Annotated in this window: 18 protein-coding genes; 11 read left to right on the top strand and 7 right to left on the bottom strand. The window is 63.3% G+C overall.

Features of this window, described 5'->3' with window-relative positions; all coding sequences use genetic code 11:
• Positions 1–26: 26 nt before the first annotated feature.
• The gene (locus tag J3456_RS14260) at positions 27–656 is read right to left on the bottom strand and encodes a glutathione S-transferase family protein (RefSeq protein ID WP_349580803.1); all 630 of its coding nucleotides are present in this window, start codon (positions 654–656) and stop codon (positions 27–29) included.
• Positions 657–790: 134 nt separating this feature from the next.
• Between J3456_RS14260 and J3456_RS14255 the strand changes: the two genes are divergently transcribed.
• Positions 791–1294, top strand: a complete 504-nt coding sequence (locus J3456_RS14255; RefSeq protein WP_349580802.1) for a CinA family protein — start codon at positions 791–793, stop codon at positions 1292–1294.
• A complete protein-coding gene (locus J3456_RS14250) occupies positions 1291–3354 on the top strand; it encodes an NAD(+) synthase (protein WP_349580801.1) in 2064 nt (687 codons plus the stop codon). The genes J3456_RS14255 and J3456_RS14250 overlap by 4 nt, the downstream gene beginning before the upstream one ends.
• 6 nt (positions 3355–3360) lie before the next feature.
• Here the strand turns inward: J3456_RS14250 and J3456_RS14245 are convergent, their stop codons facing one another.
• A complete protein-coding gene (locus J3456_RS14245; RefSeq protein WP_349580800.1) occupies positions 3361–4581 on the bottom strand; it encodes an MFS transporter in 1221 nt (406 codons plus the stop codon).
• Positions 4582–4837: 256 nt separating this feature from the next.
• Between J3456_RS14245 and J3456_RS14240 the strand changes: the two genes are divergently transcribed.
• The 3 genes from J3456_RS14240 to J3456_RS14230 all read left to right on the top strand — a co-directional run bounded on the left by J3456_RS14240 (position 4838) and on the right by J3456_RS14230 (position 10781).
• Positions 4838–6007: an efflux RND transporter periplasmic adaptor subunit gene (locus J3456_RS14240; RefSeq protein ID WP_349580799.1), complete on the top strand. Its 1170-nt coding sequence runs from the start codon at positions 4838–4840 to the stop codon at positions 6005–6007.
• On the top strand, positions 6004–9123 hold the full coding sequence (locus J3456_RS14235; RefSeq protein WP_349580797.1) for an efflux RND transporter permease subunit: 3120 nt from the start codon (positions 6004–6006) through the stop codon (positions 9121–9123). Before J3456_RS14240 ends, J3456_RS14235 begins: the two co-directional genes overlap by 4 nt.
• Positions 9124–9215: 92 nt before the next feature.
• Entirely contained in the window at positions 9216–10781 is a 1566-nt protein-coding gene (locus J3456_RS14230) for a phospholipase D-like domain-containing protein (RefSeq protein WP_349580796.1), read from the top strand.
• Here the strand turns inward: J3456_RS14230 and J3456_RS14225 are convergent.
• From J3456_RS14225 to J3456_RS14205, 5 genes are all read right to left on the bottom strand, one after another.
• Complete coding sequence (locus tag J3456_RS14225) at positions 10778–12052, bottom strand: OpgC family protein (protein ID WP_349580795.1); 1275 nt, start codon at positions 12050–12052, stop codon at positions 10778–10780. The two genes, J3456_RS14230 and J3456_RS14225, sit on opposite strands and share 4 nt — an antisense overlap.
• The gene (gene mdoH / locus J3456_RS14220) at positions 12039–13844 is read right to left on the bottom strand and encodes a glucans biosynthesis glucosyltransferase MdoH (RefSeq protein WP_349580794.1); all 1806 of its coding nucleotides are present in this window, start codon (positions 13842–13844) and stop codon (positions 12039–12041) included. Before mdoH ends, J3456_RS14225 begins: the two co-directional genes overlap by 14 nt.
• Positions 13845–13849: 5 nt before the next feature.
• The gene (locus J3456_RS14215; RefSeq protein ID WP_349580793.1) at positions 13850–14020 is read right to left on the bottom strand and encodes a hypothetical protein; all 171 of its coding nucleotides are present in this window, start codon (positions 14018–14020) and stop codon (positions 13850–13852) included.
• Positions 14017–15516 (bottom strand): OpgD/OpgG family glucan biosynthesis protein, encoded by a 1500-nt coding sequence (locus tag J3456_RS14210; protein WP_502989510.1) that lies wholly within the window; start codon positions 15514–15516, stop codon positions 14017–14019. Before J3456_RS14210 ends, J3456_RS14215 begins: the two co-directional genes overlap by 4 nt.
• Before the next feature lie 397 nt (positions 15517–15913).
• Positions 15914–16942 carry an Ldh family oxidoreductase gene (locus J3456_RS14205; RefSeq protein WP_349580791.1) on the bottom strand — a complete coding sequence of 343 codons (1029 nt, stop codon included), beginning with the start codon at positions 16940–16942 and terminating at the stop codon, positions 15914–15916.
• A 105-nt stretch (positions 16943–17047) separates the two neighbouring features.
• Between J3456_RS14205 and J3456_RS14200 the strand changes: the two genes are divergently transcribed.
• The 6 genes from J3456_RS14200 (at position 17048) to J3456_RS14175 (ending at position 22946) form a co-directional block, all read left to right on the top strand.
• Positions 17048–18565, top strand: a complete 1518-nt coding sequence (locus J3456_RS14200; protein ID WP_349580790.1) for an aldehyde dehydrogenase (NADP(+)) — start codon at positions 17048–17050, stop codon at positions 18563–18565.
• A 244-nt stretch (positions 18566–18809) separates the two neighbouring features.
• Complete coding sequence (locus tag J3456_RS14195) at positions 18810–19616, top strand: ABC transporter substrate-binding protein (protein ID WP_349580789.1); 807 nt, start codon at positions 18810–18812, stop codon at positions 19614–19616.
• Between the two features lie 59 nt (positions 19617–19675).
• Positions 19676–20341: an amino acid ABC transporter permease gene (locus J3456_RS14190; protein WP_259950406.1), complete on the top strand. Its 666-nt coding sequence runs from the start codon at positions 19676–19678 to the stop codon at positions 20339–20341.
• Positions 20342–20354: 13 nt separating this feature from the next.
• Positions 20355–21008 carry an amino acid ABC transporter permease gene (locus J3456_RS14185; protein ID WP_349580788.1) on the top strand — a complete coding sequence of 218 codons (654 nt, stop codon included), beginning with the start codon at positions 20355–20357 and terminating at the stop codon, positions 21006–21008.
• On the top strand, positions 21001–21723 hold the full coding sequence (locus J3456_RS14180; RefSeq protein ID WP_349580787.1) for an amino acid ABC transporter ATP-binding protein: 723 nt from the start codon (positions 21001–21003) through the stop codon (positions 21721–21723). Before J3456_RS14185 ends, J3456_RS14180 begins: the two co-directional genes overlap by 8 nt.
• Positions 21723–22946: an NAD(P)/FAD-dependent oxidoreductase gene (locus tag J3456_RS14175; protein WP_349580786.1), complete on the top strand. Its 1224-nt coding sequence runs from the start codon at positions 21723–21725 to the stop codon at positions 22944–22946. The genes J3456_RS14180 and J3456_RS14175 overlap by 1 nt, the downstream gene beginning before the upstream one ends.
• The last annotated feature ends 4 nt before the right edge of the window (positions 22947–22950 follow it).

Raw genomic sequence — 22950 nt, 5'->3', positions numbered from 1 at the left:
TTGCTGCCGCGAGGGGGGAGTCGATTTCAGCCCTCAGGAATCTCGCCCATCACCTTGGGCACATGGTATCCCTTTTGCACCGCGTCGCGCGCGCGCAGCCGTTGGTACCACGCCCGGACATTGGGGTAATCGGCAAGGTCGATCTGCTGCCATTCATAGCGCGAGACCCAAGGCCAGCAGGCCATATCGGCGATGGAGTATTCACCGCAAATGTGATCGCGCCCCTCAAGCTGTTTGTCGAGCACGCCATAAAGCCGTTTGACCTCCGCGCCGAAGCGGTCTTCGGCATAGGCGGCCTTGCCGGGGTTGAAATGCAGGAAATGATGCGCCTGCCCAGCCATCGGGCCAAAGCCGCCCATCTGCCACATCAGCCATTGCATCACCTCGGCCCGCGCGGCCTGACCCTCGGGCAGAAAGCGGCCATGTTTCTCAGCGAGGTAGACCATGATCGCGCCGGATTCCATCAAGCTCACCCCGGTGTCATGGTCCACGATGGCGGGGATTTTGTTGTTGGGGCTGATTTTGAGGAAGTCGGGACTGTGCTGCTCATCCTTGCCGATGTTGATGGAATGGACGTTATAGTCGATCCCCAATTCTTCCAGCAGGATCGAGACCTTGCGGCCGTTCGGGGTGGTCCATGTGTATAGGTCAATCATCGCTTTGGTCCCATATGCAGATGCGCGGTTTGATTTCTTGCAATGTTAAGCAGGCGGTTTGCGGCGGGTCAACGCAAGGAACCGCGGGGGCAGCAGGGGGTTTGCTTAACAAGGCACCAATTTGCGGAGCGAAGATGCAGAAAAGTGATCCCCTATCGCAGCCCGACATCGCTGATCGCGCGACATCCGTTTTGCAAAAGCTTTGCGCGCGGGACATCCATATCGCCACCGCCGAAAGCTGCACCGGCGGGCTGGTTGCCGCCCTTTTGACGGATATCGAAGGTTGCTCTCATGCGTTCGAGCGTGGTTTCGTTAGCTATACGGACCTGTCCAAACACGAGCTCTTGGGGGTCGACCGGGGGCTTTTGGATGCATGCGGCGCGGTCTCCCGCCCTGTCGCGATTGCGATGGCCGAAGGGGCAATGGCGCGCTCTGGTGCGCAGATCGCCGTCTCGACCACCGGATTTGCCGGACCGGGACGCCCCGAGGACGAAGAGGGGCTTGTGCATTTTGCGCTTGCACGCGAGGGAGGTAACACGGTTCATCGGGCCGAGTCCTTTGGGGCCATTGGCCGCGATGCGATCCGGCAGCGATGCCTTGAAACGATATTGGATATGTTGGAGGAGAGCCTGACGTGAGCAAGAGCCAAGCCGCCGCCTTTACCGCCTACCACCGTCACAGCTTTGTCCGGGTGGCGACCTGTACACCCCATGTGCGGCCTGCTGATGTGGCCTTCAACCGCGATAGCCTGCTGGACGAAATGCGCCGCGCCGATGCGGCGCGTGTCGATCTGCTGGTCTGTCCTGAACTGTCGCTCTCGTCCTATGCCATTGACGATCTGCACATGCAGGACGCGCTGTTGAATGCGGTGGAAGAGGCGCTTGGCGTGCTTGTCGACGCCAGTGCCAAGATGACCCCCGTAATCCTGCTCGGCGCGCCGCTGCGCCGGGAGGGGCGGCTGTACAACTGCGCCATCGCCATTTCGCGCGGGCAGGTGCTGGGCGTCGTGCCAAAGTCTTATCTGCCGAATTACCGCGAGTTCTATGAGAAACGCTGGTTCGCCCATGGCCGTGACACTGGCGGAGAGATCACCGTTGCGGGCCGCCGCGTGCCCTTTGGCGATGATCTGATTTTCGAGGCGACGGATCTGCCCGGCCTTATCTTCCATGCCGAAATCTGTGAAGACCTCTGGACGCCCGCGCCGCCTTCGTCGGAGGCCGCACTTGGGGGCGCGCTGATCCTTGCCAATCTTTCGGCTTCCAACATCGTGATCGGCAAATCCTCTGACCGCCATCTTCTGTGCCGGTCGCAATCCATGCGCGCCTTTGCGGCATACGTCTATTCCGCCGCCGGACCGGGAGAGAGCACGACCGATCTGGCTTGGGACGGGCAGGGGATGATCCATGAGTTGGGCGATCTGCTGGCCGAATCCACCCGCTTCCCGCTGGAGCCGGAGCTGACCATCGCCGATGTGGATTGCGGGCGTATCCAGTCAGAGCGGATGCGCACAGGCAGTTTCCACGATGCCGCGCGGCACCACGCGCCAGAGTTTCGCCGGGTCACCTTCGCCCATCAGCCGCACCATGAAAACGCCGGGCTGATCCGCCCGCTGCGCCGTTTTCCCTATGTGCCGAACCGCGAGAGCCACCTCGATCAAGACTGCTATGAGGCGTTCAACATTCAGGTCGAAGGGCTGCGCCGCCGGTTCGAGGCGACCAAGGGTAAGACCATGGTGATCGGCATTTCCGGCGGGCTGGATTCGACCCATGCGCTGATCGTGGCGGCCAAAGCCTGTGACCGTATGGGCATCCCGCGCGACCGTATTTTAGGGTTCACCATGCCCGGCTTTGCCACCTCCGAGGGGACCAAGTCCAACGCATGGAAGCTGATGAAGGCGATGGGCATCACAGCCGATGAAATCGACATCCGCCCCGCCGCGCGGCAGATGCTGGAGGATATGGATCACCCCTTCTCGGGCGGGGAGCCGGTCTATGACATCACCTTTGAAAACGTGCAGGCCGGGCTGCGCACCGATTACCTTTTCCGGCTGGCCAACCAGCGGCAGGGCTTCGTCATCGGCACTGGCGATCTGAGTGAGCTGGCGCTTGGCTGGTGCACCTACGGCGTCGGCGATCAGATGAGCCATTACGCGGTGAACACCGGTGTGCCGAAGACGCTGATCCAGTATCTCATCCGTTGGGCCACCCGCTCGGGCCAGTTCGACGCTGAGACGGACGGGGTGCTGCAAGCCATTCTGGACACCGAAATCTCGCCCGAATTGGTGCCCGCAGGCGAAGATGAAGAGATTCAAAGCACCGAGGCGATGATCGGCCCCTATGAGCTGAACGACTTCTTTCTCTTTCACACCATGCGCTATGGGCTTGCGCCGTCAAAGGTGGCCTTTCTGGCGTGGCAGGCATGGCACGACATCGAAGAAGGCCGCTGGCCCGAAGGCTTCCCGCAGGCCAAGCGCAACGCCTATGATCTGGAAACCATCCGCCATTGGCTTGAGAAATTTCTGCACCGCTTCTTTGCCACCAGCCAGTTCAAACGCTCGGCCTTGCCGAATGGGCCCAAGGTCAGCGCCGGGGGCGCGTTGTCGCCGCGCGGCGACTGGCGCGCGCCTTCGGATAGTGTCGCGACCCCGTGGTTGGAGGAGTTGCGCAGCAACGTGCCGGAAAGCTGGCCGAAAAGCTAAGCCGCGCTATTCCTCGCGGGTCAACTCACCTTCGACAAAGTTCGGGGTCAGCGGCGGTGCCGCGTGCCGCTCTTGGGTTTCGGGATCGCTGCGCAGGGTCATGCGCAGCAGCCCCCATGCCACGATGATAAGTTGAAAGCCGCCAAGCGCCAGCGGCAGGCCGCGCGGCCCCAGCGTATCCAGCAGCACACCCGCCAGCAGCGGGCCGATTGCCGCGCCAATCCCCTGCATCAACACCAAACCGCCCGAAACAGCCACCACCGCCGAGCCGGGGGCGCGGTCGTTGACATGGGCGATCACGATGGACTGCGCGGGCAGGACCAGCCCGCCGATGGCGAACCCCAGAACCAGCAGCATCGTCCCCGTCGGCGCCGGGATCGGCAGGGTCAGCAACATCAAGGCGCTGCCCGCGGCGGCCAGCCCCACGCCAAGACCGCGGCGGCTCATCCGGTCGGACATCCAGCCCAGCGGGAACTGAAGCACCAAGCCGCCGATGGTAAAGGCCGCGATCAGCAGGGCGATGCGGGACTGGGTGTATCCCATTTCCTGAGCAAAGAGCGGCGCCAGCCCGTAGAATGTCCCGATGGAGGCCCCGACCAGTCCGGCGGCCACCGCGCCATAGGGCGACAGGCCCCAAAGGCGGCGCAGCGAAGGCGGCTCTTGCGCGCCCTCAGAGCGCGGCCCTTCCACGCGGCTCAGCGAAATCGGCACCAGCGACAGCGACATGACGATCGAGACGAGCACAAAGAGGATGAACTCAGCCGGATCCCCAAGGTTGAGCAGGAACTGCCCCGCCGCCCCCGATGCCATGCCGACCATGCCATAAACCGCCAGCAACTTGCCCCGCTGCGCGGAACTGACCGACGCATTGAGCCAGCTTTCCGTGACGATGATCAACCCGGCAAAGGCGAAACCCGTCAGGCAGCGCACCGCGATCCAGACCCAAGGGTCGACAAAGGCCAAATGCATCAGCGCCGCCGCAGAGGCGACAGAGGCGAGTGCTGCAAAGGTGCGGATGTGGCCCACGCCGCTGATCAGCCGCGGTCCGACGAAGGAGCCCACGCTCAGTCCCGCGAAAAAGCCCGACATGATCAGGCCGGTGGTCGCCCCGCCAAACCCCTCAAGCCCCGCGCGCACGGCCAAAAGCGTGCCTTGCAGCCCGTTGCTCATCTGCAAAAGCGAGAAGCCCAGTAGCAGTGTCGCCAGTGGTAGAATCGTCGCGCGCATGATGTCCCCTTTGGTCTATTGTCTGGCCTTGGCCCTCGTGATTGCTTGGCCTTTGGGTCGGAATATGTGCGGCGGCAATCGAATTTCTAGTAATCAAGCCCCACGCCCTTTCACCGGGCTGGGTTCCGCGCCATAGTGGTAACAGCCAGCGGCCCCGTCAGGGAATGCCCGGCCCTTGATCAAGCAGATTTGACGTGCCTTTTTCGGGGGGATGCTCAATTATGCGCCTTGTAAAACAATTTGAAAGCGCATCCCCGTGAAATCCCTGCGCCAATTTTTCGTATTTTTGCTGGTTCTCATTGCTGGTCTTTACATGATGTTGACCTTCGTCCCCGCCTCCCGCCCCTATGTGGCTGAGACGGGTCTGCTCGATCTTTTGGGGATCGAGGTTGCATCCCAAGAGCCGGGGTCGTCAGGCCGCGGTTGGGGCGGCGGCGGGCCGTCGCTGGTTGTCACGGCAAAGGTCAGCCAAGAGACCTTGGCCGACCGGATCACCGCCATCGGCGACGGGCGCGCGCGCCGCTCGGTCACGCTGCGCTCCAACGCCGTGGGGGTCCTCACCGACCTCAACCTGCCCGCCGGACAGTTGATCGAGGCGGGCACCGTGGTCGCCCTGCTTGAGAATGAGGCTGAGCAGATCGCTCTGAAACAAGCCGAATTGCAGCTTGAAAACGCCCGGACCGAGCAAGACCGCGTGAAGCGGTTGCAAAATACCGGCGCCGTCAGCGAAGTGCGCCTGCGCGAGACGGAACTGGCCCTTCAAAGCGCCGAACTTGCGCTCAGCCAAGCGCAATTCGATCTGTCGCAACGCCGCATCCTCGCGCCGATCTCGGGCTGGGTGGGGATCACCGACATCGAAGTGGGCGACCGGGTGAATGCGCAGGATCAACTGGCCACCATCACCGACCGCAGCGAGATCCTGATCGATTTCCGCGTGCCCGAGCGGGTGGTGGGCAAGCTGGACCTTGGGAAAGAGATCACGGTCACCCCGCTTGGGATGCGCGACCTGACGTTGACGGGCGAGGTCAGCGCCATCGACAGCGTGATCGACCGCGCCAGCCGCACGCTTTTGGTGCAAGGCCAGGTGCCGAACGCAGACGACCAATTGCGCGCGGGCATGGCCTTTTCGGTCAGCCTTACCTTTGTCGGCGACCCTTTCTTGGCAATCCCGCCGCTCGCGGTGCAATGGTCCTCGGACGGGCCATTTGTCTGGACGGTGCGGGAGGGCAAGGCGCATCAAGTCGCGGTCGAAATCGCGCAGCGCAACAGCAATTCCGTTCTTGTCCTGTCGGAGGGTCTAACCGCCGAAGATGTGGTGGTGACCGAAGGCGTGCAAACCCTGCGCGAAGGCGGTGATGTGCAAGAGGCCAACCGCGCGGGCAGCGTGCAATCGGGTGCCGCGCCTTCGCGGAAGACCACCCTATGAGCGCCGGACCCTCGGGCGAAGGCCCACCGCCCCCCGCCTCCGGGGCGGGCACGGCGCTCTTCGTGCGGCGGCCAATCCTTGCCTTTGTGTTGAATGCGCTGATTGTGCTGGCGGGCATCGCCGCGCTTTTTGGCGCCGAGGTGCGTGAGCTTCCCAATGTCGACCGGCCCGTCGTTACCGTCACCACGACATTCTCGGGCGCGTCCCCGGAATCCGTTGATCAGGAACTGACCGGGCGGATCGAAGGGGCGGTGGGCCGGGTCTCGGGTGTGCGGGCGATTTCCTCGAACTCCCGCTTTGGGCGCAGCCGGGTTACGCTTGAGTTCAACGACAGCACCGATATCGACGTGGCTGCGACCGATGTGCGCGACGCGGTGGCGCGGATCGTGAACCAACTGCCCGAGGGCGCCGAACAGCCGCAGATCGTCAAAGCCGACGCCAACGCCCAGCCGGTGATGCGTATCGCCGTAACCTCAATGGGCCGCTCGCCCGAAGAGTTGACCAAACTGGTGCAGGACCGCGTCGAAGACCGGCTGATCTCGGTCAATGGGGTGGCGGATTTGCAGGTCTATGGTGACCGCGAACCGTTCTTCCGCGTCGATATTGATCAGTTGGAACTGGCCAGCCGGGGCCTGACCTTGGGCGACATCCAGCGCGCCTTGGCCGATGTCGCCTATGATGCGCCTGCGGGTGATCTGGCTGGCGACCGGCAGTCGATCAACGTGCGCACCACCGCCAGTGTCGCGACCACGCAGGCCTTTGAAGCGATGGAGATCAAAGAGAATGTCCGGCTCGGCGATGTGGCCACCGTGACGCTCGGTCCCGCCGATGGTGAGACGATCCTGCGGGCCAATGGGCAGTTGGGGCTGGGCATCGGCATCATCCGGCAGGCGACCTCGAACACGCTTGAGATTTCGCGCGATGTGCGCGCCGTGGTGGCAGAGTTGAACGAGACCTTGCCCCAAGACGTGCGGATTTTCGTGACCTCGGATGACGCGACCTTTATCTCGGGCTCGATCCGCGAGGTGCTGTCGACGCTGGCCTTTGCCGTGGGCATCGTGGTGGCGGTGATCTTTATATTTCTGCGCGACTTCCGCGCCACGCTGATCCCGGCGCTGACCCTGCCCGTGGCGTTGATCGGCACTTTGGCGGCGATCTATCTGGTCGGGTTTTCGATCAACATCCTGACCCTTTTGGCACTGGTTCTGGCCACTGGCATGGTCGTGGATGATGCGATTGTGGTGCTAGAGAACATCGTGCGCCAGCGCGCGGCGGGGATGGGGCCTCGGGCGGCGGCGGTGCTGGGCACATCACAGGTGTTCTTTGCCGTGGTCACCACCACGGCCACGCTGGCGGCGGTCTTTATCCCGCTGTCGTTCCTGCCCGGTCAGGCGGGCGGGCTGTTTCGGGAGTTTGGCTTTACCCTCGCCATCGCGGTGATGCTGTCCTCGGTGGTGGCGCTGAGCCTTTGTCCGGTGCTGGCCAGCCGTCTGCTGACCAAACCAGTCGCGGAGAACCCGCGCGGCCCTGTCGTGGCGCTTGGCAATGCGCTGTTTCGGCTCTACGCCGCGACCCTCAAAGGGGCGCTGGCGATGCCCTATGTCGTGGTGCTGATCGCGGCCTTTGTGGCGCTGACGGCGGTGCTGGTGGCGGGCGAAATTCGCCAAGAGCTGACCCCGCGCGAAGATCGCGCCGTGGCGCTGCTCAGCGTGTCGGCCCCTCAGGGCGTCTCACTCGATTATACCCAAGCCAAGATGCGCGAGATCGAAGACCTGATCACCCCGCTGCAAGAGGCGGGAGAGGTGACGAACATCTTCTCCATCACCGGGTTTGGCGCGGATAATCGCGGTTTCATGGTCTTCACCCTTGCCGGCTGGGAGGACCGCGCGCGCAGCCAAGATGAGATCGTGGGGCAGATCAACGGCAAGCTGCGCGGCATCGTCGGAGTGCGGGCCTTTGCGATCCAGCCCAACTCTCTCGGTATTCGCGGCGCGGGGCGGGGGCTGTCTTTCGCGATCACCGGCAACAACTATGAGCAACTGTCGCAGGTCGCGCAGGCCATGGTGGACCGGCTGAGCACGAATCCCGCGATGGGCCAAGTGCGGCTGGAATACGAGCGCACGCAGCCGCAGCTTTTCGTCCAGATCGACCGGACGCTGGCGGCAGACCTCGGCGTCGATATCACCGGGCTGGGGCAAGCCTTGCAAGCCATGCTCGACGGGCGCGAGATGGCGTCGGTCTTTATCGACGACACCAGCTACGGCGTGCAGATGCTGTCGACCTCAAACCCGGTGAACGACCCGCGCGACCTTGAGAACGTCTTTGTCCAATCGGGCAACGGGCAGATGATTTCGCTGGCCAGTTTTGTCACCCTCGAAGAGCGCGCCGTCGCCCCTGAGCTGGACCGGGAGGGGCAGAACCGCTCGGTCGAGATTTCAGCCGGGCTGACGCCGGGCCTGTCGCTGGGCGATGCGTTGGAACAAGTGCGCGCGGTCGGCCAAGAGGTGCTGGACGAAGAGAACCTGATCGTGCCCTTGGCCGAAGCCGCCGCATTGGATCAAACCAGTTCCGGGCTTTTCGTGACCTTCGGCTTTGCGATCCTTGTGGTTTTCCTTGTCCTCGCCGCGCAGTTCGAGAGTTTCGTCTCTGCCATCGTGGTAATGGCCACGGTGCCTTTGGGCCTTGCCTGCGCGATTTTCGCGCTGCTGATGACGGGGCAAAGTCTGAACGTCTATAGCCAGATCGGGCTTGTCATGCTGATCGGGATCATGGCCAAAAACGGGATTTTGATCGTCGAGTTTGCCAACCAGCTGCGCGATCAAGGGGCGAATATTCACGAGGCGATCTTTGGTGCCTCTACAATCCGCCTGCGCCCGGTGATGATGACGATGACCTCGACCGTGCTCGGGGGCGTGCCGCTGATCCTGTCCTCGGGCGCGGGGGCCGAGGCGCGCGAGGCGCTTGGCTGGGTGATTGTCGGCGGCTTGGGCATGGCCACGCTTTCGACGCTCTATCTCACGCCCGTCGCCTATTTCTTGCTGGCACGTTTCACCACGCCTAAAGCCGCCGAAGAAGCCCGCCTGCAGGCCGAATTGTCCGAAGCGCAACTGGTCTGAGCGGCCGTTGCCGCCGATATTTCCGCGCCCATGCAACTTCCCACCGCACTGGGCGTTTAGTCATGTAGGATCGAACCGAAGGGGGCAGGAACGTGCGTGGCGATTTAGATTTGGCGAAGGCGGACCAACAGCATCCGACTGACGCGGCGACGCGCCAGAGCCTATTTACCGATAAGTCTACATGGCGCGTTGTGCGGGCCGAGCGTTTTGGCCTTGTGGTCGATGCGGCAGATTACTTCCGCGTCTTGCGCGAGATCTTTCTCGGCGCGCGGCAGCAGTTGATGCTGATCGGCTGGGATTTCGACTTTGAGCTAGAGATGCTGCCGGGCGAGAGCGATGAGGACGGCAATGCGCCGGACGGCTATCCCAACCAACTCGGCGCCTTTGTCGAGGCGGTGGTCGAGCGGACGCCGGAGTTGCATGTCTACCTGCTGAAATGGAACGGGGCCGTGCTGGCTGCGCCGGGGCGGCTGGTGCCCTCGCTGGCGCTGAGCCTGTTTGGCGGTGACCGGATCCATTTCGCCTTGGACGGGCACCACCCCTTTGGTGCCTGCCACCACCAAAAGATCGTCGTGGCCGATGATGCCTTGGCCTTTTGCGGCGGCATCGACGCGACCGAAGACCGGTGGGACACGCCCGATCACCTGCCGCATGACCCGCGCCGGGTGCGCAAAGACGGCTCTCCCTCCGACCCTTGGCACGATGCCACCTCGGCGATGTCCGGCCCGGCCGCTGCGGCCTTGGGCGAACTGTCGCGTCGGCGTTGGCTGCGGGCCACGGGGGATGAAATCCCCCGGCTGAGCGACGCGCCAGTGTTCGAATGGCCCAAAGACCTGCCGGTGGACGCCGAAGACATCGACGTGGGGATCGCCCGGACCGAGCCGCCCTTTGACGAAGAGCCGCTGATCAATGAGATCGAACAACTCTACCTCGCCGGGATCCAATCGGCCCGAGACTATATTTATATTGAATCACAGTACCTCGCCGCTGCCTCGATTTGTGATGCGCTCAAAGCGCGTTTGGCCGAAAAAGACGGTCCCGAGATTGTCATCATCAACCCGCGCGATGCGGAATCGCAGTTGGAAGATGACGCTATGCATGTCCTGCGCGAACGGCTGGTCGAAGACTTAAAGCGGGCGGATCACCAGAACCGCTTCCGCATCTATTTCCCCGTCACCGACGAGGGAGAGCCGATCTATGTGCATGCGAAGATCATGATCATCGACGACCATCTTCTGCGCCTCGGTTCCAGCAACCTCAACAACCGCTCCATGGGGTTTGACACCGAATGCGACGTGGCGATTGAGCGCCCCGCGCAGGTGATCGAAGGGTTCAGAACCCGCCTCATCGCCGAGCACTTGGGCCTGCCGCCCGCCCGTGTGGCCGAGGTGATGGCCGAAAAGGGGTCGATGATCGGAGCAATTGAAACCCTGAACCGCAAGAAAGGTCGCGGTCTGCGTGCCGTGTTCCGGGGCAGCGAGACGGTTGTCGGCGGCTTTCTGGCAAACACCCGACTGCTTGACCCGCGCTATCATCCGGGCGAGGGCACCACGACCGGGCGCGGCATTCGCCCGCGTCACGCGGCGTTGATCGCAGGGGGGCTGGGCCTTGCGTGGCTGGCATGGCGCAAATGGGGCCGCCGCGATCCCGAGGTCTAAGGTCTGAACGTGGCGGCAGGTGTTGCGAAACGCGCGCTGTCTTGTACAGGGTTGTCTGCCGGTCTCGCTGGCGCGGTGAGCGCGCGCCGCGAGGTTTCAGCAGTCCAAGCGATCCCATAAAGGGTCGCCGTCCCCACCGCAGGCAGCACCCATGGCATCCAAGCCGCCTCGGGCCATGCCATCATGACCGCCTGACAGACCAGCGCCAGCACCGTGCCGCTGGCAAAGATCAGCAGCCCGTGCTGTCCAATCAGCCGGAAGGGGCGCGCCATCTGGTGTCCAGAGAGGCGGGTCACGCTTGGCAATTGCGACAGAAAATATCCCAAGGCCAAAATATGGATGAACCGCGGGGCAGAGAGATAGGTCTTGTCATGCGAGGTGAGGTTGAAGGGCACCCCGGCCTCGCGCAGGTGATGCATCTGTAGGTTCAGGAACTTGCCCAAACCCGGCACATAGCGCCATGCCAGCACCCCTAGCAACACCGCGACGGACAGCCAAAACAGTGCTTTCGACGCGGGAAAAAACCGATAGCCCTGCCGTTGGCTGAGCCCAACCAGCAGGCCGCAGACAAAGATCGCCTGCCACGCAAAAGGGTTAAAGAACCAGCCGCCCGGATTGGGGTAGTTCGGCAGGTTCAGCCGGAAAACGCCGGTCAGCAGCCAAAGGGCCAGCGACAGCGCCAAAAGCAGCCGCGGCCAGCGCAGCCCCAGCATGATCGCCACAGGGGCACAGACCAGCAGAACCGAATAGGCAGGCAGGATGTTCACATAGCCAAACTGGTGCGTCAAAAGCGGTATCCCGATCACGGATTGGGTCGGGTTTTGAAAGACCTGCCGCATGTTGATCTTGGTCAGAAACTCGGCCTCTGTCGTGATCTGGAAAGCGGCGGCAAAAATGCCCAAAGCCACGGCCGAGAGCATGATTTGCACGAGATAAAGCGACCATGCGCGCTTCCACAGCGGCGCGACCGCGCGCCAAAGGCCGTGGCGCAGGCGGTCTTTCTCAATGAACCGGGGCGTATAGGCCAAGCCCGCCGCGATGCCCGACATCAAAAAGAACGCCTCCGCCGCGTCGGCAAAGCCTAGGTTGCGGATGGTCAGGGCTTCAAAGGGGTTGCCGGGGACGTGGTTGATGAAAATCATTACCAACGCCAAACCGCGAAACACATCGATGCGCGGATCGCGGGCAGGTTTGGCGATGGGGGCAGAGCCGATAGGAGCAGAGCCGATCGATGTCGCCGCAGGCGACAGCCCGGTGCTAGGCTGGGGCATGGGTCAGATCCGCCGCTGTGGGTTTCGCCATCAGATGTTCGTCATTCCACGTCAACCGCCAGACATCGCAGATACTGTCGTATTCCGCGACGACATCCAGCGGAGCCGCATCCTCCGGCACGGCAAAGAGCCTGCGAGGTAGGGGGCGGGAGGTCCATGCGATGAGCAGCGGGGCCAGCAGCATCGGAACCGCCACGGGCAGCAGCCAGATCGTCAGGTCAGGCGCGACCCACTGCACCGCCGCGATGATCGCCGCGCCGATGAAAATGATCCACCGGCCCGCCGCCCAGCCATCCGCCAAGCTCAACCGGCCTTCGTTGCGTTGGTTGGCAGGCCAGCCCCCGTCTTGGCCCGAGAGCACCTGCAGCACCGCGCGGCTGTGATAGAGCAGCATCAAGGGGGCCAGAAGCGTGGTCAGCACGATCTCGGTCAGAACCGAGAGCGACATGCGCAGGCTGCGGCCAAAGTCGCGCGCGCGCTTGGTCAGGATCGCGTGCAGCAGGATCAGCAGCTTCGGCACCACCAGCAGACCCAAAACGCCCAAGGCCAGCAGCGTGATCTCGCGCGTGCTGGTATCGGGGAAGACAGGGAAAAGCTGATAGGGACCGGGGAAATATTCAGGCGGCGGCGCGTAAAGCGTGCTGATGGCCGAAGTGATCAGAAAGGCCGCCCAGAGAAGCGAGACGACATAGGCGGTGACGTTCTGCAAAAAGACAAACCGGCTCCAGCCCGCCAGCCCGGGGGCAAAGATCAGCCGCGCATGTTGCAGGTTCCCTTGACACCAACGCCGCTCTCGCCGCGCGAAGGAAAGGACATTCTCAGGGCCTTCTTCGAAGGAGCCGCCTAAGGTTTCATCCACCTCGACCTTCCAACCGGCGCGGGCAAGCAACGCGGCCTCGACATAGTCATGGCTGAGGATATGCCCACCCAAGGGCGGCGGGCCGGAAAGCTCGGGCAGCCCACAGCTTTCGGCAAAGGCGCGGACGCGGATGATTGCGTTATGGCCCCAGAACGGCCCCGTCGGGCCCTGCATACGGGCAAGGCCACGGGTGAAGATCGGGCCATGGAACCACGAAGCGAATTGCAGTGCCCGACCAAAGAAAGACCGCGCGCCGATGATTTTGGGCAGGGTCTGTAGCAGCCCCAATTGCGGATCGGCTTGCATCCGCGCGATCATGGCGCGGATCGTCTCGCCCTCCATCAGGCTGTCGGCGTCAAGGATCACCGCAAGGTCATAGGCCCCGCCGGAGCTGCGAATGAACTCTTCGATATTGCCCGCCTTACGGCCCGCATTGTCGCGCCGTCTGCGGTAGAAAATACGCCCTTGGCCATCTGTCTCGCGCAGCAGGCGGGCAAAGGCGAATTGCTCTTTCCCGGCAAGTGCGTCATCGCGCGTGTCCGACAGAACGACGAAATCCGCCGTCACACCGGCCCGGGCGACGGAGCGGTCAATCGCGGCGATGCGGGCAAAAGTGGTCAGCGGGTCTTCGTTGCAGATGGGCACCGCGATCACGCTGCGCGGCTGCGGCGCGTCCAGCGCGGGGCGGGGAGGCGTTGATCTGCTGCCGAAAAGCCCGATCAGCGCCAATGACGCCCCCCAAGCCAGCCAAGCCGTGGTCGCGAAAACGAGCACGGCGCGGATGCCGTCCCACCCGCTGAACCCATCGCGCGCCGCCGCCTCGGCCAAAAGCATTGACGCAAGGGCCGCACAGCCGAGAGACAAAAAGACGGCGACCGCCCGTGCAAAACGGGTCGCCCCGTCTGCCGCAAGCTGCCTTTGCTGAAGTGTCATTGAACTCAGGCCTTACGCCGCAGCAGGAACGCCCGCGCGACATCGGCCAGCCCGGCCAGATGGCCGCGCCGTTCCAAAGTCTGCCGCGGCATGGCGAGCGGGGCGGTGGGCGGCATCCAAGTCTCGGCCTCAACCGTCATTGCGGAGTAGGAGGTCGTCGCCTCTTGGAGGTTCATGCGTTGATCCATTGGTACACCCATGTCTCTGTAAGATTGCGGTCATATCCCGATAGAACTGCCTTGATCTCGACGATGGCGTCAGGCTCTGCACGCAGTTCCAGCACCAGCCGCCATTCGTCTCGGCCATCTACCCGGCTCAGGATCGCCTCGACGATTTCGCCGTTCTGCGCGCTGGTGATCGGCTGCAACTCAGCGTCGCTTGGCATATCGCTCAGCTGTCCGCCGGCAAAGTCGATAACGAATTTGCGGGTTTGCGTATCTGCCTCTACCCCCGCAACCCCGCCGTGGCCCGTGCGCAGCCGCACCACGCGGCCAAGGGTCTGCGGGGTGGCGCCCGGTGGGGTCATCCCCCAGTGCATGCGGTAGTCATAGGCCAATTCATCCCCGGCACGGGTTTCGCCCTCGGGAATCCAATAGGCGACGATGTTGTCATTGCCCTCCAGATCGGAGGGAATTTCGACCAGTCGGACCGTGCCCTTGCCCCAGTCGCCCAAGGGTTCGATCATCAAAGAGGGGCGCCGTTCGTAATGGGCCTGCGCATCAAGGTAATGCTCAAAGTCCCGGTTGCGCTGCGCCAGCCCGAAAGAGCGTGGGCTCTGTGCCCCGAAATAGGAACTCGCCAAACGCGGCGGATTGTTCAGTGGGCGGCAGAGGGTCGCATCCTTGCCCGCGTTCAGCACCAAGACTTCGCTGTCGTGGACCGAGGGGCGGAAATCGTCAAAGCTGCCCTTGTCCGCGCCATTGTGCAGAAACATTGAGGTCAGCGGCGCAATGCCAAGCTGTTTGATGTCTTTGCGCAGGAACAGCCGCATGGTGACCTCGACGGTGGTGTCCTCGCCCGGTGTGATCACGAACCTATAGGCCCCGGTCACCGACGGGCTGTCGAGCGCGGCATAGATCGTGGCGCTGCTATCGCCCGGTTCCGGACGGCGCAGCCAGACCTCGCTGAAACGGGGGAACTCCTCGCCTTCGGGCAGGCCGGTGTTGACGGCAAGGCCGCGCGCGCTCAGCCCATAAAGCGTGTTTTTCCCCAAAGCGCGGAAATAGCTCGCGCCTTGGAAGACGATCAATTCGTCGAAAATATCGGCGCGGTTGAGTGGGGTGTGCAGGCGGAACCCGGCAACCCCCGGCATCTCGGCATTGGGAGGGATCGACTTGGCGAGTGCCGCGTCGTCATACTCAAAATCCGCGGTGGTAAAGCCCATGGGCGCGACCGTGTCGCCCCGGACCTCGTTGATCTTCACCGCCTCTTTGAACAGCCAGCCGGGGTGGAAGGCGTGCAACCTAAAGGCAACGCCCTTTTCCTGCCAGCGCGCCTGTTCGGGCCGGAAACGGATCCGTTGATAGGCGTCGTAATCGAGATCGGCGAGGAACCCTTTGACCGGCTTCGGCGCCGCATAGGACGACTGCGCCAAGTCCCGCATGTCATTGACCAGATTGTCGAATGTAAAGGAGGCTGCAGGCACCTCCTGCGCGCGACTGCGCAGCGGCATCAGCGCGGCGGCAAAGGAGGCGGCGGAGAGAGCCAGAAACTGACGTCTCTTTAAGCCTTCGGTCCGCAATTTATTCGGTCGTGTGGTGGAAGAATTTGGCAAAACAATACCTCGGGAGACACGTTAAGAGTGTGCAATTTTTTCCCTATCTAATCTTTTCGGCGGTACTTGAAACTTGATTCAGCAACCTTCAGCGGAATGCTGCAGGGCAGCGCGGAAAATCGCCTATCCGGGCGGTGCTTGGCCGGGTCTGCACAAAATTTTGCCTAGATTACCGTAGCATCGCCGCTTTTTTGTGACATTCGATCCTGTGCAGCAGCGCCGTCGCGCAGGGTCTTTGGGGCGCGTCTGAGCTCTCGGCGCTCCAACCACAGGCGGGCTGGAGCGCCGAGAGGGGTCAAACCGCGTCGAGCCCGTCGGCCAACAGGCGTTCTAGGCTTTGCATTTCCGCCTCCGTCAGGGGAATCCCCTGTGCGCGGGTTTCAGCGCGGGCCTTGAACCGGCGTTGTGAGGGCAGCCGCGCCCCTTGGCCCATGATCGCGGCAAAGAGTGTTTCCGCCCGCGCAAAGGGATCGCCGGGGCGGCCAGCGGCAAACTTTTCCGGGTCGAAGGCGATGATCAACTCCCCATGCGCTGGCGCGAGGGTGAGAGAGCCTAAGGCGTCGCGCGCCTCTGGGCTGGTCAGGTCGCCGATCATCACCCCGGCGAGCAGTTCGATCATGGTGGAGATGGCGGAGCCCTTATGGCCGCCGAAGGGCAGCATGGCCCCGGCAAGGGCGGCTTCGGGATCGGTTGTGGGCGTGCCGTCGGGCGCGATGGCCCAGCCTTCGGGCAGCGGCGTGCCGGCGCGGCGGTGCAATTCGATCTCTCCCCGCGCGGCGACGCTGGTGGCGAAATCGAAAACGTAAGGGTCGCCCCCTTTCCGGGGCCAGCCAAAGGCGAAAGGGTTGGTCCCCATCAAGGGGTCGGTGCCGCCCGAGGGCGCGACACTGGCATAGCTGGGGCACATCGCCATCCCGGCGAGGCCCATGTCGGTCAGCGTCTCAATCTCGGGCCAGAGGGCGGCGAAATGGGTGCAATCGTTGATCACCATGGCGGCGATCCCGGTCGTGCGACAACGCTCCGCCAGCACCGGCGCGCCCGCGTCGAAGGCCGCGTTGGAAAAGCCGCCGCCTGCATTTACGCGCACGATGGCGCTGTCGTCCTGGTGCACCTGCGGCACCGCATCGGGCACCACCTTGCCCGCCTTGATTGTGCGCAGGCAGCCTTCGATCCGGTAAATGCCGTGGGATTTGCAAGCATCGCCTTCGCCCGCCACGATCACCCGCGCGAGGGCACTGGCATTCTGCGGCGACAAGCCCGCGCCTTGGAAAATCTGCGTGACAATTCCGTTTAGTGCGTCGTGGGACAGGGGTGTATCAGCCATTTGGATCCTCGCAGGGCTTGGGTTGCACATTTGCATACATCATGTATGCAGTTGCGCAGAGACGCAAGCTGACACCGGGCCGCGGCCCGCATGAAAGGATAGACGATGGCCTTTACCCCCCATGGCAAACACCTGATCGCAGGCGAATGGATCGCCACGGACGACCGCTTTAGCTCTAGCCCCGCCCATGGGCCTGCGCATGAATTCTCGGTCGGGACGGTGGATTTGGTCGACCAAGCCTGCGAAGCTGCCGAAGCGGCGTTTTGGGACTACGGCTATTCCAGTCGGGCCGCCCGCGCCAAGTTTCTGAACGCCATCGCCGATGAGATCGACGCCCGCGGGGCCGAGATCACCGAAATAGGCAGCCAAGAAAGCGGCCTGCCCGCAGCGCGTCTGGAAGGCGAGCGGGGCCGGACCGTTGGCCAACTGCGCCTTTTCGCGGCACATATCGAGAAGGGCGACTATCTCGACCGTCGTTTCGATGCCGCCATGCCCGAACGCCAGCCCGCCCCGCGCCCGGCCATCACCATGGTTCAACGCCCCATCGGCCCCGTGGCCGTCTTTGGCGCGTCGAACTTCCCGCTGGCCTTTTCGGTCGCAGGCGGTGACACTGCGGCGGCGCTGGCGGCGGGCTGCCCGGTCGTGGTCAAAGGCCACTCCGCCCATCCCGGCACCGGAGAGATCGTGGCCGAAGCGATCCGTGCCGCGGTTGAAAGCTGCGACATGCCGCGCGGAGTGTTTTCGCTGATCCAAGGCGGCAACCGCGCTGTCGGTCAGGCCGTGGTACAGCATCCGCTGATCAAAGCCGTGGGTTTCACCGGCTCCCTCGCCGGGGGCCGGGCGCTGTTCGATCTCTGCGCCGCGCGGCCAGAGCCGATCCCCTTCTTTGGCGAATTGGGCTCGGTCAACCCGATGTTCATGCTCCCCGCCGCGATGGAGGCACGAGCCGAGGAACTGGGCAAAGGTTGGGCCGCGTCCCTGACCATGGGCGCGGGTCAGTTCTGCACCAATCCGGGCATTGCCGTGGTGATCGACGGGGCAGGGGCGGACGCTTTCGTGCAAAGCGCCGCCACCGCGCTGAAAGACGTGGCCGAACAGGTCATGCTGACCGATGGTATCGCGCAGGCCTTCTGTGCGGGCCGCGACACGTTCAAAGCCGCGCAAAGCCTGCGCCAAGTGCATGTGGCCGACAGCACAGGCCGCAATGCCGCCCCGGCCCTGTTCGAGACCACGGGCGCAGAGTTCAAAGCCAACCCGGCGCTGCATGAGGAAGTCTTCGGCCCGCTGGGGCTGGTGGTGCGGGTGGCTTCGCTGGAAGAGATGCGCGCGCTGGCGGTTGAGTTGGATGGGCAGTTGACCATCACCCTGCATAAGGATGACGCGGATGTTAAAGCCGCGCGGGTCTTGATGCCGGTGCTGGAACGCAAGGCCGGGCGTCTGTTAGCAAACGGCTTCCCAACCGGCGTCGAGGTGGTGGATTCCATGGTGCACGGCGGGCCTTACCCGGCCAGCACCAACTTCGGCGCGACCAGCGTGGGCACCCTGTCGATCCGACGTTTCCTGCGGCCGGTGTCCTATCAGAACCTGCCAGAGGCGCTCCTGCCCGAAGACGCGGCAGAGTGATCCTAGACCGAGAGAGCCGGGCCGCGCGCCCGGCTTTTTCAGTTCAGCCCGAAAAGGGGACGGCTGCAGCCCAATCCCCGCCCCGAACAAGGACAACGGTGTCTCTATGTATCAAAAATATGTCGACACATCGGTAAAAACTAAAAATACATGTTGTATTTTTAGTGAGGACATTGTTCCTTCACCTTACTCCGCACCCCGTCCGACGAGAGTCGGGGGCGACCAACCCAAGAGGGAGATATCTATGAAATTCACGCAACTCGCCGGGAGCCTCGTGGCCGCCACCGTGATCGGTACTGCTGCTCAGGCCGACAAACTGGACGACATCATTTCTTCGGGCACGCTGCGCTGCGCCGTGGTGCTGGACTTCCCGCCCATGGGCTCGCGCGATGACAGCAACACACCCGTCGGCTTTGACGTAGATTATTGCAATGATCTGGCCGCCGCCTTGGGTGTCGAAGCCGAGATCGTCGAGACGCCCTTCCCTGACCGTATTCCCGCCCTCGTCTCGGGTCGCGCGGATGTGGGCGTTGCCTCCACCTCCGACACGCTGGAGCGGGCCAAGACGGTTGGCTTCTCGGTCCCGTATTTCGCCTTTACCAATGTCGTGCTGACCCGCGAAGACGCGGGCGTCGACAGCTTTGAAAGCCTCAAGGGCAAAACCGTCGGCTCCGTCGCGGGCACGTTTGAGGCCATCGCGCTGGAAGAGCAGGTCGAAGCATGGGACGAAGGCAGCTTCCGTTCCTACCAGAGCCAAGCGGATGTGTTCCTGTCCCTGTCCCAAGGTCAGATCGACGCGACAGTCGTGACCTCCACCGTGGCGTCTTCCATCGTCAATGGCGGAAAGTTCGAAGGTCTGACCATCGCGGGCGATGCGCCCTTTGATGTGGACTATGTCGGTCTGATCGGCCTGCGTCAGGAATACGGCCTGCTGAACTATCTCGACCTCTTCGTGAACCAGCAGGTCCGTTCGGGCCGCTATCAGGAACTCTTCGACAAATGGGTCGGCGGCGACGCGCCTGATCTGACCATCGCCAAAGCCTATCGCTGATGGAACGGGGGGCCGCAGCCTGCGGCCCCCATGCCGATAACCGCTGATCGGAGCAAGAGATGGGCAACTACACCTTTCAATGGCGACAGGCCTTTCGCGCTTTTCCAGAGATGCTGGAAGGCGCGCTGGTCACGCTGCAGATATCGATCCTGTCGATGCTGATCGGCGTTGCCATCGCCGTGCTGCTGGCCGTGGGCCGCGATGCCAAATCGCGCTGGCTGCGGGCGCCTGCGACCGCATGGGTCGAAGTGGCGCGCAACACGCCGGCACTTTTTCAGATTTATATGGCGCATTTCGGGCTTGGGTCTTTCGGGATCTACCTCAGCCCCTATGCCGCATTGCTGGCCGGGATCGCGTTCAACAACGCGGGCTACCTGTGTGAGACGTTCCGCGGCGCGATGCGGGCCATTCCGGGCACGCAGCTGCGCGCCGGGCGGTCACTGGGGATGGGGCAGGCCAAGGCGTTTCGTCTGATTATCCTACCGCAGATGTTCCGCATCTCGTTCCTGCCGACCACGAACCAGATGATCTGGGCGATCCTGATGACCTCTCTGGGTGTCACGGTGGGGCTGAATTCGGACCTCGCGGGGGTCACGCAAGACCTCAATGCGCGCAGCTTCCGAACCTTTGAATTCTTCGCATTGGCGGCGGTGATCTACTACGTGATCGCCAAGGCCGTGATGCTCGGCGCCCGGCTGCTCGCGGCCCGCCTGTTTCGCTACTGAAGGAAGAGAATAGATGTTTGATACGGCTCTGACCTTCAACGACCTGTTGTTCATGCTCAAAGGCGCGGGCGTGACGCTATCGGTCACCGTCTTTGCGGTGGTGGGCGGCACGCTGCTGGGGCTCTTCTTCGGGGTGCTGCGCAGCCAGATCAGCCCCTGGGCTGCGCTGCCGCTGACCTTTGTGCTGGATATCTTCCGCTCGGTCCCGCTGCTGATCCAGTTGATCCTTGCCAACGCCTTTCAGGCCATCGCGGGCTGGGGGATCTCCCCCTTCGTGACCTCCTGCATCGTGCTGGCGCTTTATACCTCGGCCTATTGCACTGAGATCGTGCGCGGCGCGATTGAAGCGGTGCCCTCGGTCACCCGCCGTGCGGCCCGTTCGCTCGGTATGACATGGGGCCAAGACCTCACGCAGATCGTCTTTCCCATGGCGTTGCGGGTGGGCCTGCCCAGTTGGATCGGCCTCACGCTTGGCGTGATGAAAGACAGCGCGCTGGTGATGTGGCTTGGCATCATCGAATTGTTGCGGTCGTCGCAAATTCTGGTGACACGCCTGCAAGAGCCGATGTTCATCCTGCTCGTGACGGGTGCGATCTATTTCGCGCTCAGTTTCCCCATTGCCCGGCTTGGCAGCCGCTTGGAAAAAAGGTGGCAAGAAAATGATTGAGATTGAAAACGTCCATAAATCCTTTGGCGCACTACAGGTGCTCAAGGGCATCGACCTGACCGTGCAAAAAGGCGAGGTCGTCTCGGTGATCGGCGGCTCGGGCTCGGGTAAATCGACGCTGCTGACCTGCATCAACGGGTTGGAGCCGATCGACAAGGGCCGCATCGTGGTCGACGGGACCGAGGTTCACGCCCGCGACACCGACCTGAACAAGCTGCGCCGCAAGATCGGCATCGTGTTCCAGCAATTCAACGCCTTCCCACATCTGACGGTGCTGGAAAATGTGACCCTTGCCCCGCGGAAAGTGAAGGGCATGGGCCGCAAGGAAGCCGAAGAAATCGCGGTGCAGCAACTTTCACATGTGGGTCTGGCCGACAAGCTGGATGTCTACCCCAGCCGTCTGTCAGGCGGGCAGCAGCAGCGGATGGCGATTGCGCGTGCATTGGCCATGTCGCCCGATTACATTCTCTTTGACGAGGTGACCTCGGCCCTCGACCCGCAATTGGTGGGCGAGGTGCTGGACACGCTCAAATTGCTGGCAGATGAGGGGATGACGATGATCTGTGTCACCCATGAGATGAGTTTCGCACGCGATGTGTCGGACCGGGTGGCGTTCTTTCACAAGGGCGTCATGGCCGAGATCGGCGCGCCGGATCAGATCTTTGGCGATCCGCAGCAAGAAGAAACCCGCCAATTCCTGTCGAGCGTCCGGTAATGAACCAAACCCCGGTGACGGTTGTCGGCGCTGGCGTGGTGGGCCTGTCCACCGCGCTGGCGCTTCAGGCGCGCGGGCTACCCGTGCGGGTGATCGACCGCGAAGGCCCGGCAGCGGGCGCGTCGGCAGGCAATGCGGGCGCCTTTGCTTTTACCGAGATCCTGCCGCTGGCCTCGCCCCGGATGATCCGGCAAGCGCCGAAGTGGCTGCTTGATCCGCTGGGGCCGCTTTCCATGCCGCCGCGCTATGCCGCGCGGATCGCGCCGTGGATGTGGCGCTTTTGGAAAGCGAGTTGGCCCGCGCAGGTGCGCGCCTCGACCGTGGCGCAGACGGCACTGATGAAGCTCTCGCAGGCCGCGCTTGATCCGCATCTGGAGATGAGCGGTCTGGCGCATATGCTGCGGCACGACGGGCAGTTGCAGGTCTATGAAACCGAAACCGAGTTCCGCGCGTCACTCCCCGGTTGGCAGGCCCGCCAAGAGGCGGGGATCGCCTTTACCCATCTCAAGGGCGAGGAGATCGCGGCCTATCAACCCGGTCTTGCGCCCGCCTTCACCCATGCGACCTTTACCCCCGAGTGGCAGTCGATTTCCGACCCGCGCGATTATGTACTGGCCATGGCCGAACGCTTCCGCGCAGGGGGCGGTGAGATCACGATCACCCGCGCCGAACGTCTCGTCGCTGGCGGGGTCGAAACCTCCGATGGCATGATCCCCGGCCGCGTGGTGCTGGCCGCGGGCGCGCATTCACATCACCTCGCGCGGACTGCCGGCGCGAAAATCCCGCTGGAGACCGAGCGCGGCTATAACACGACGCTGCCCGCCGGGGCCTTCGACCTGAAGCGTCAGATCACCTTCGGCGGCCATGGCTTTGTCATCAGCAAGGTCGGCGACGGCCTGCGCGTTGGCGGGGCGGTGGAACTGGGCGGGCTCGACCTGCCGCCGAACTTTGCCCGCGCCGATGCGATGCTGAAAAAGGCCAAGCGCTTCCTGCCGGGGCTCGACACTTCGGGCGGCACGCAGTGGATGGGTTTCCGCCCCTCGCTGCCCGACAGCCTGCCTGCCATCGGGGCGTTGCCGAACCGGCCAGATGTCTTCTGCGCCTTCGGCCACGGGCATCTCGGCCTTACGCAATCAGCGGGCACCGCCGCCATCATCGCGGACCTGATGACCGGCCAAGACCCCGGCATCGACCTTGCCCCATTTTCCCCCGCGCGCTTTTAGAGGC

This window comes from Sulfitobacter sp. NFXS29 (assembly GCF_040148765.1).
In the GTDB taxonomy this organism is placed as follows: Bacteria; Pseudomonadota; Alphaproteobacteria; order Rhodobacterales; family Rhodobacteraceae; genus Sulfitobacter.
Note: the sequence above shows the minus strand (reverse complement) of the source record. Positions and strands in the feature narration are given on the sequence as shown.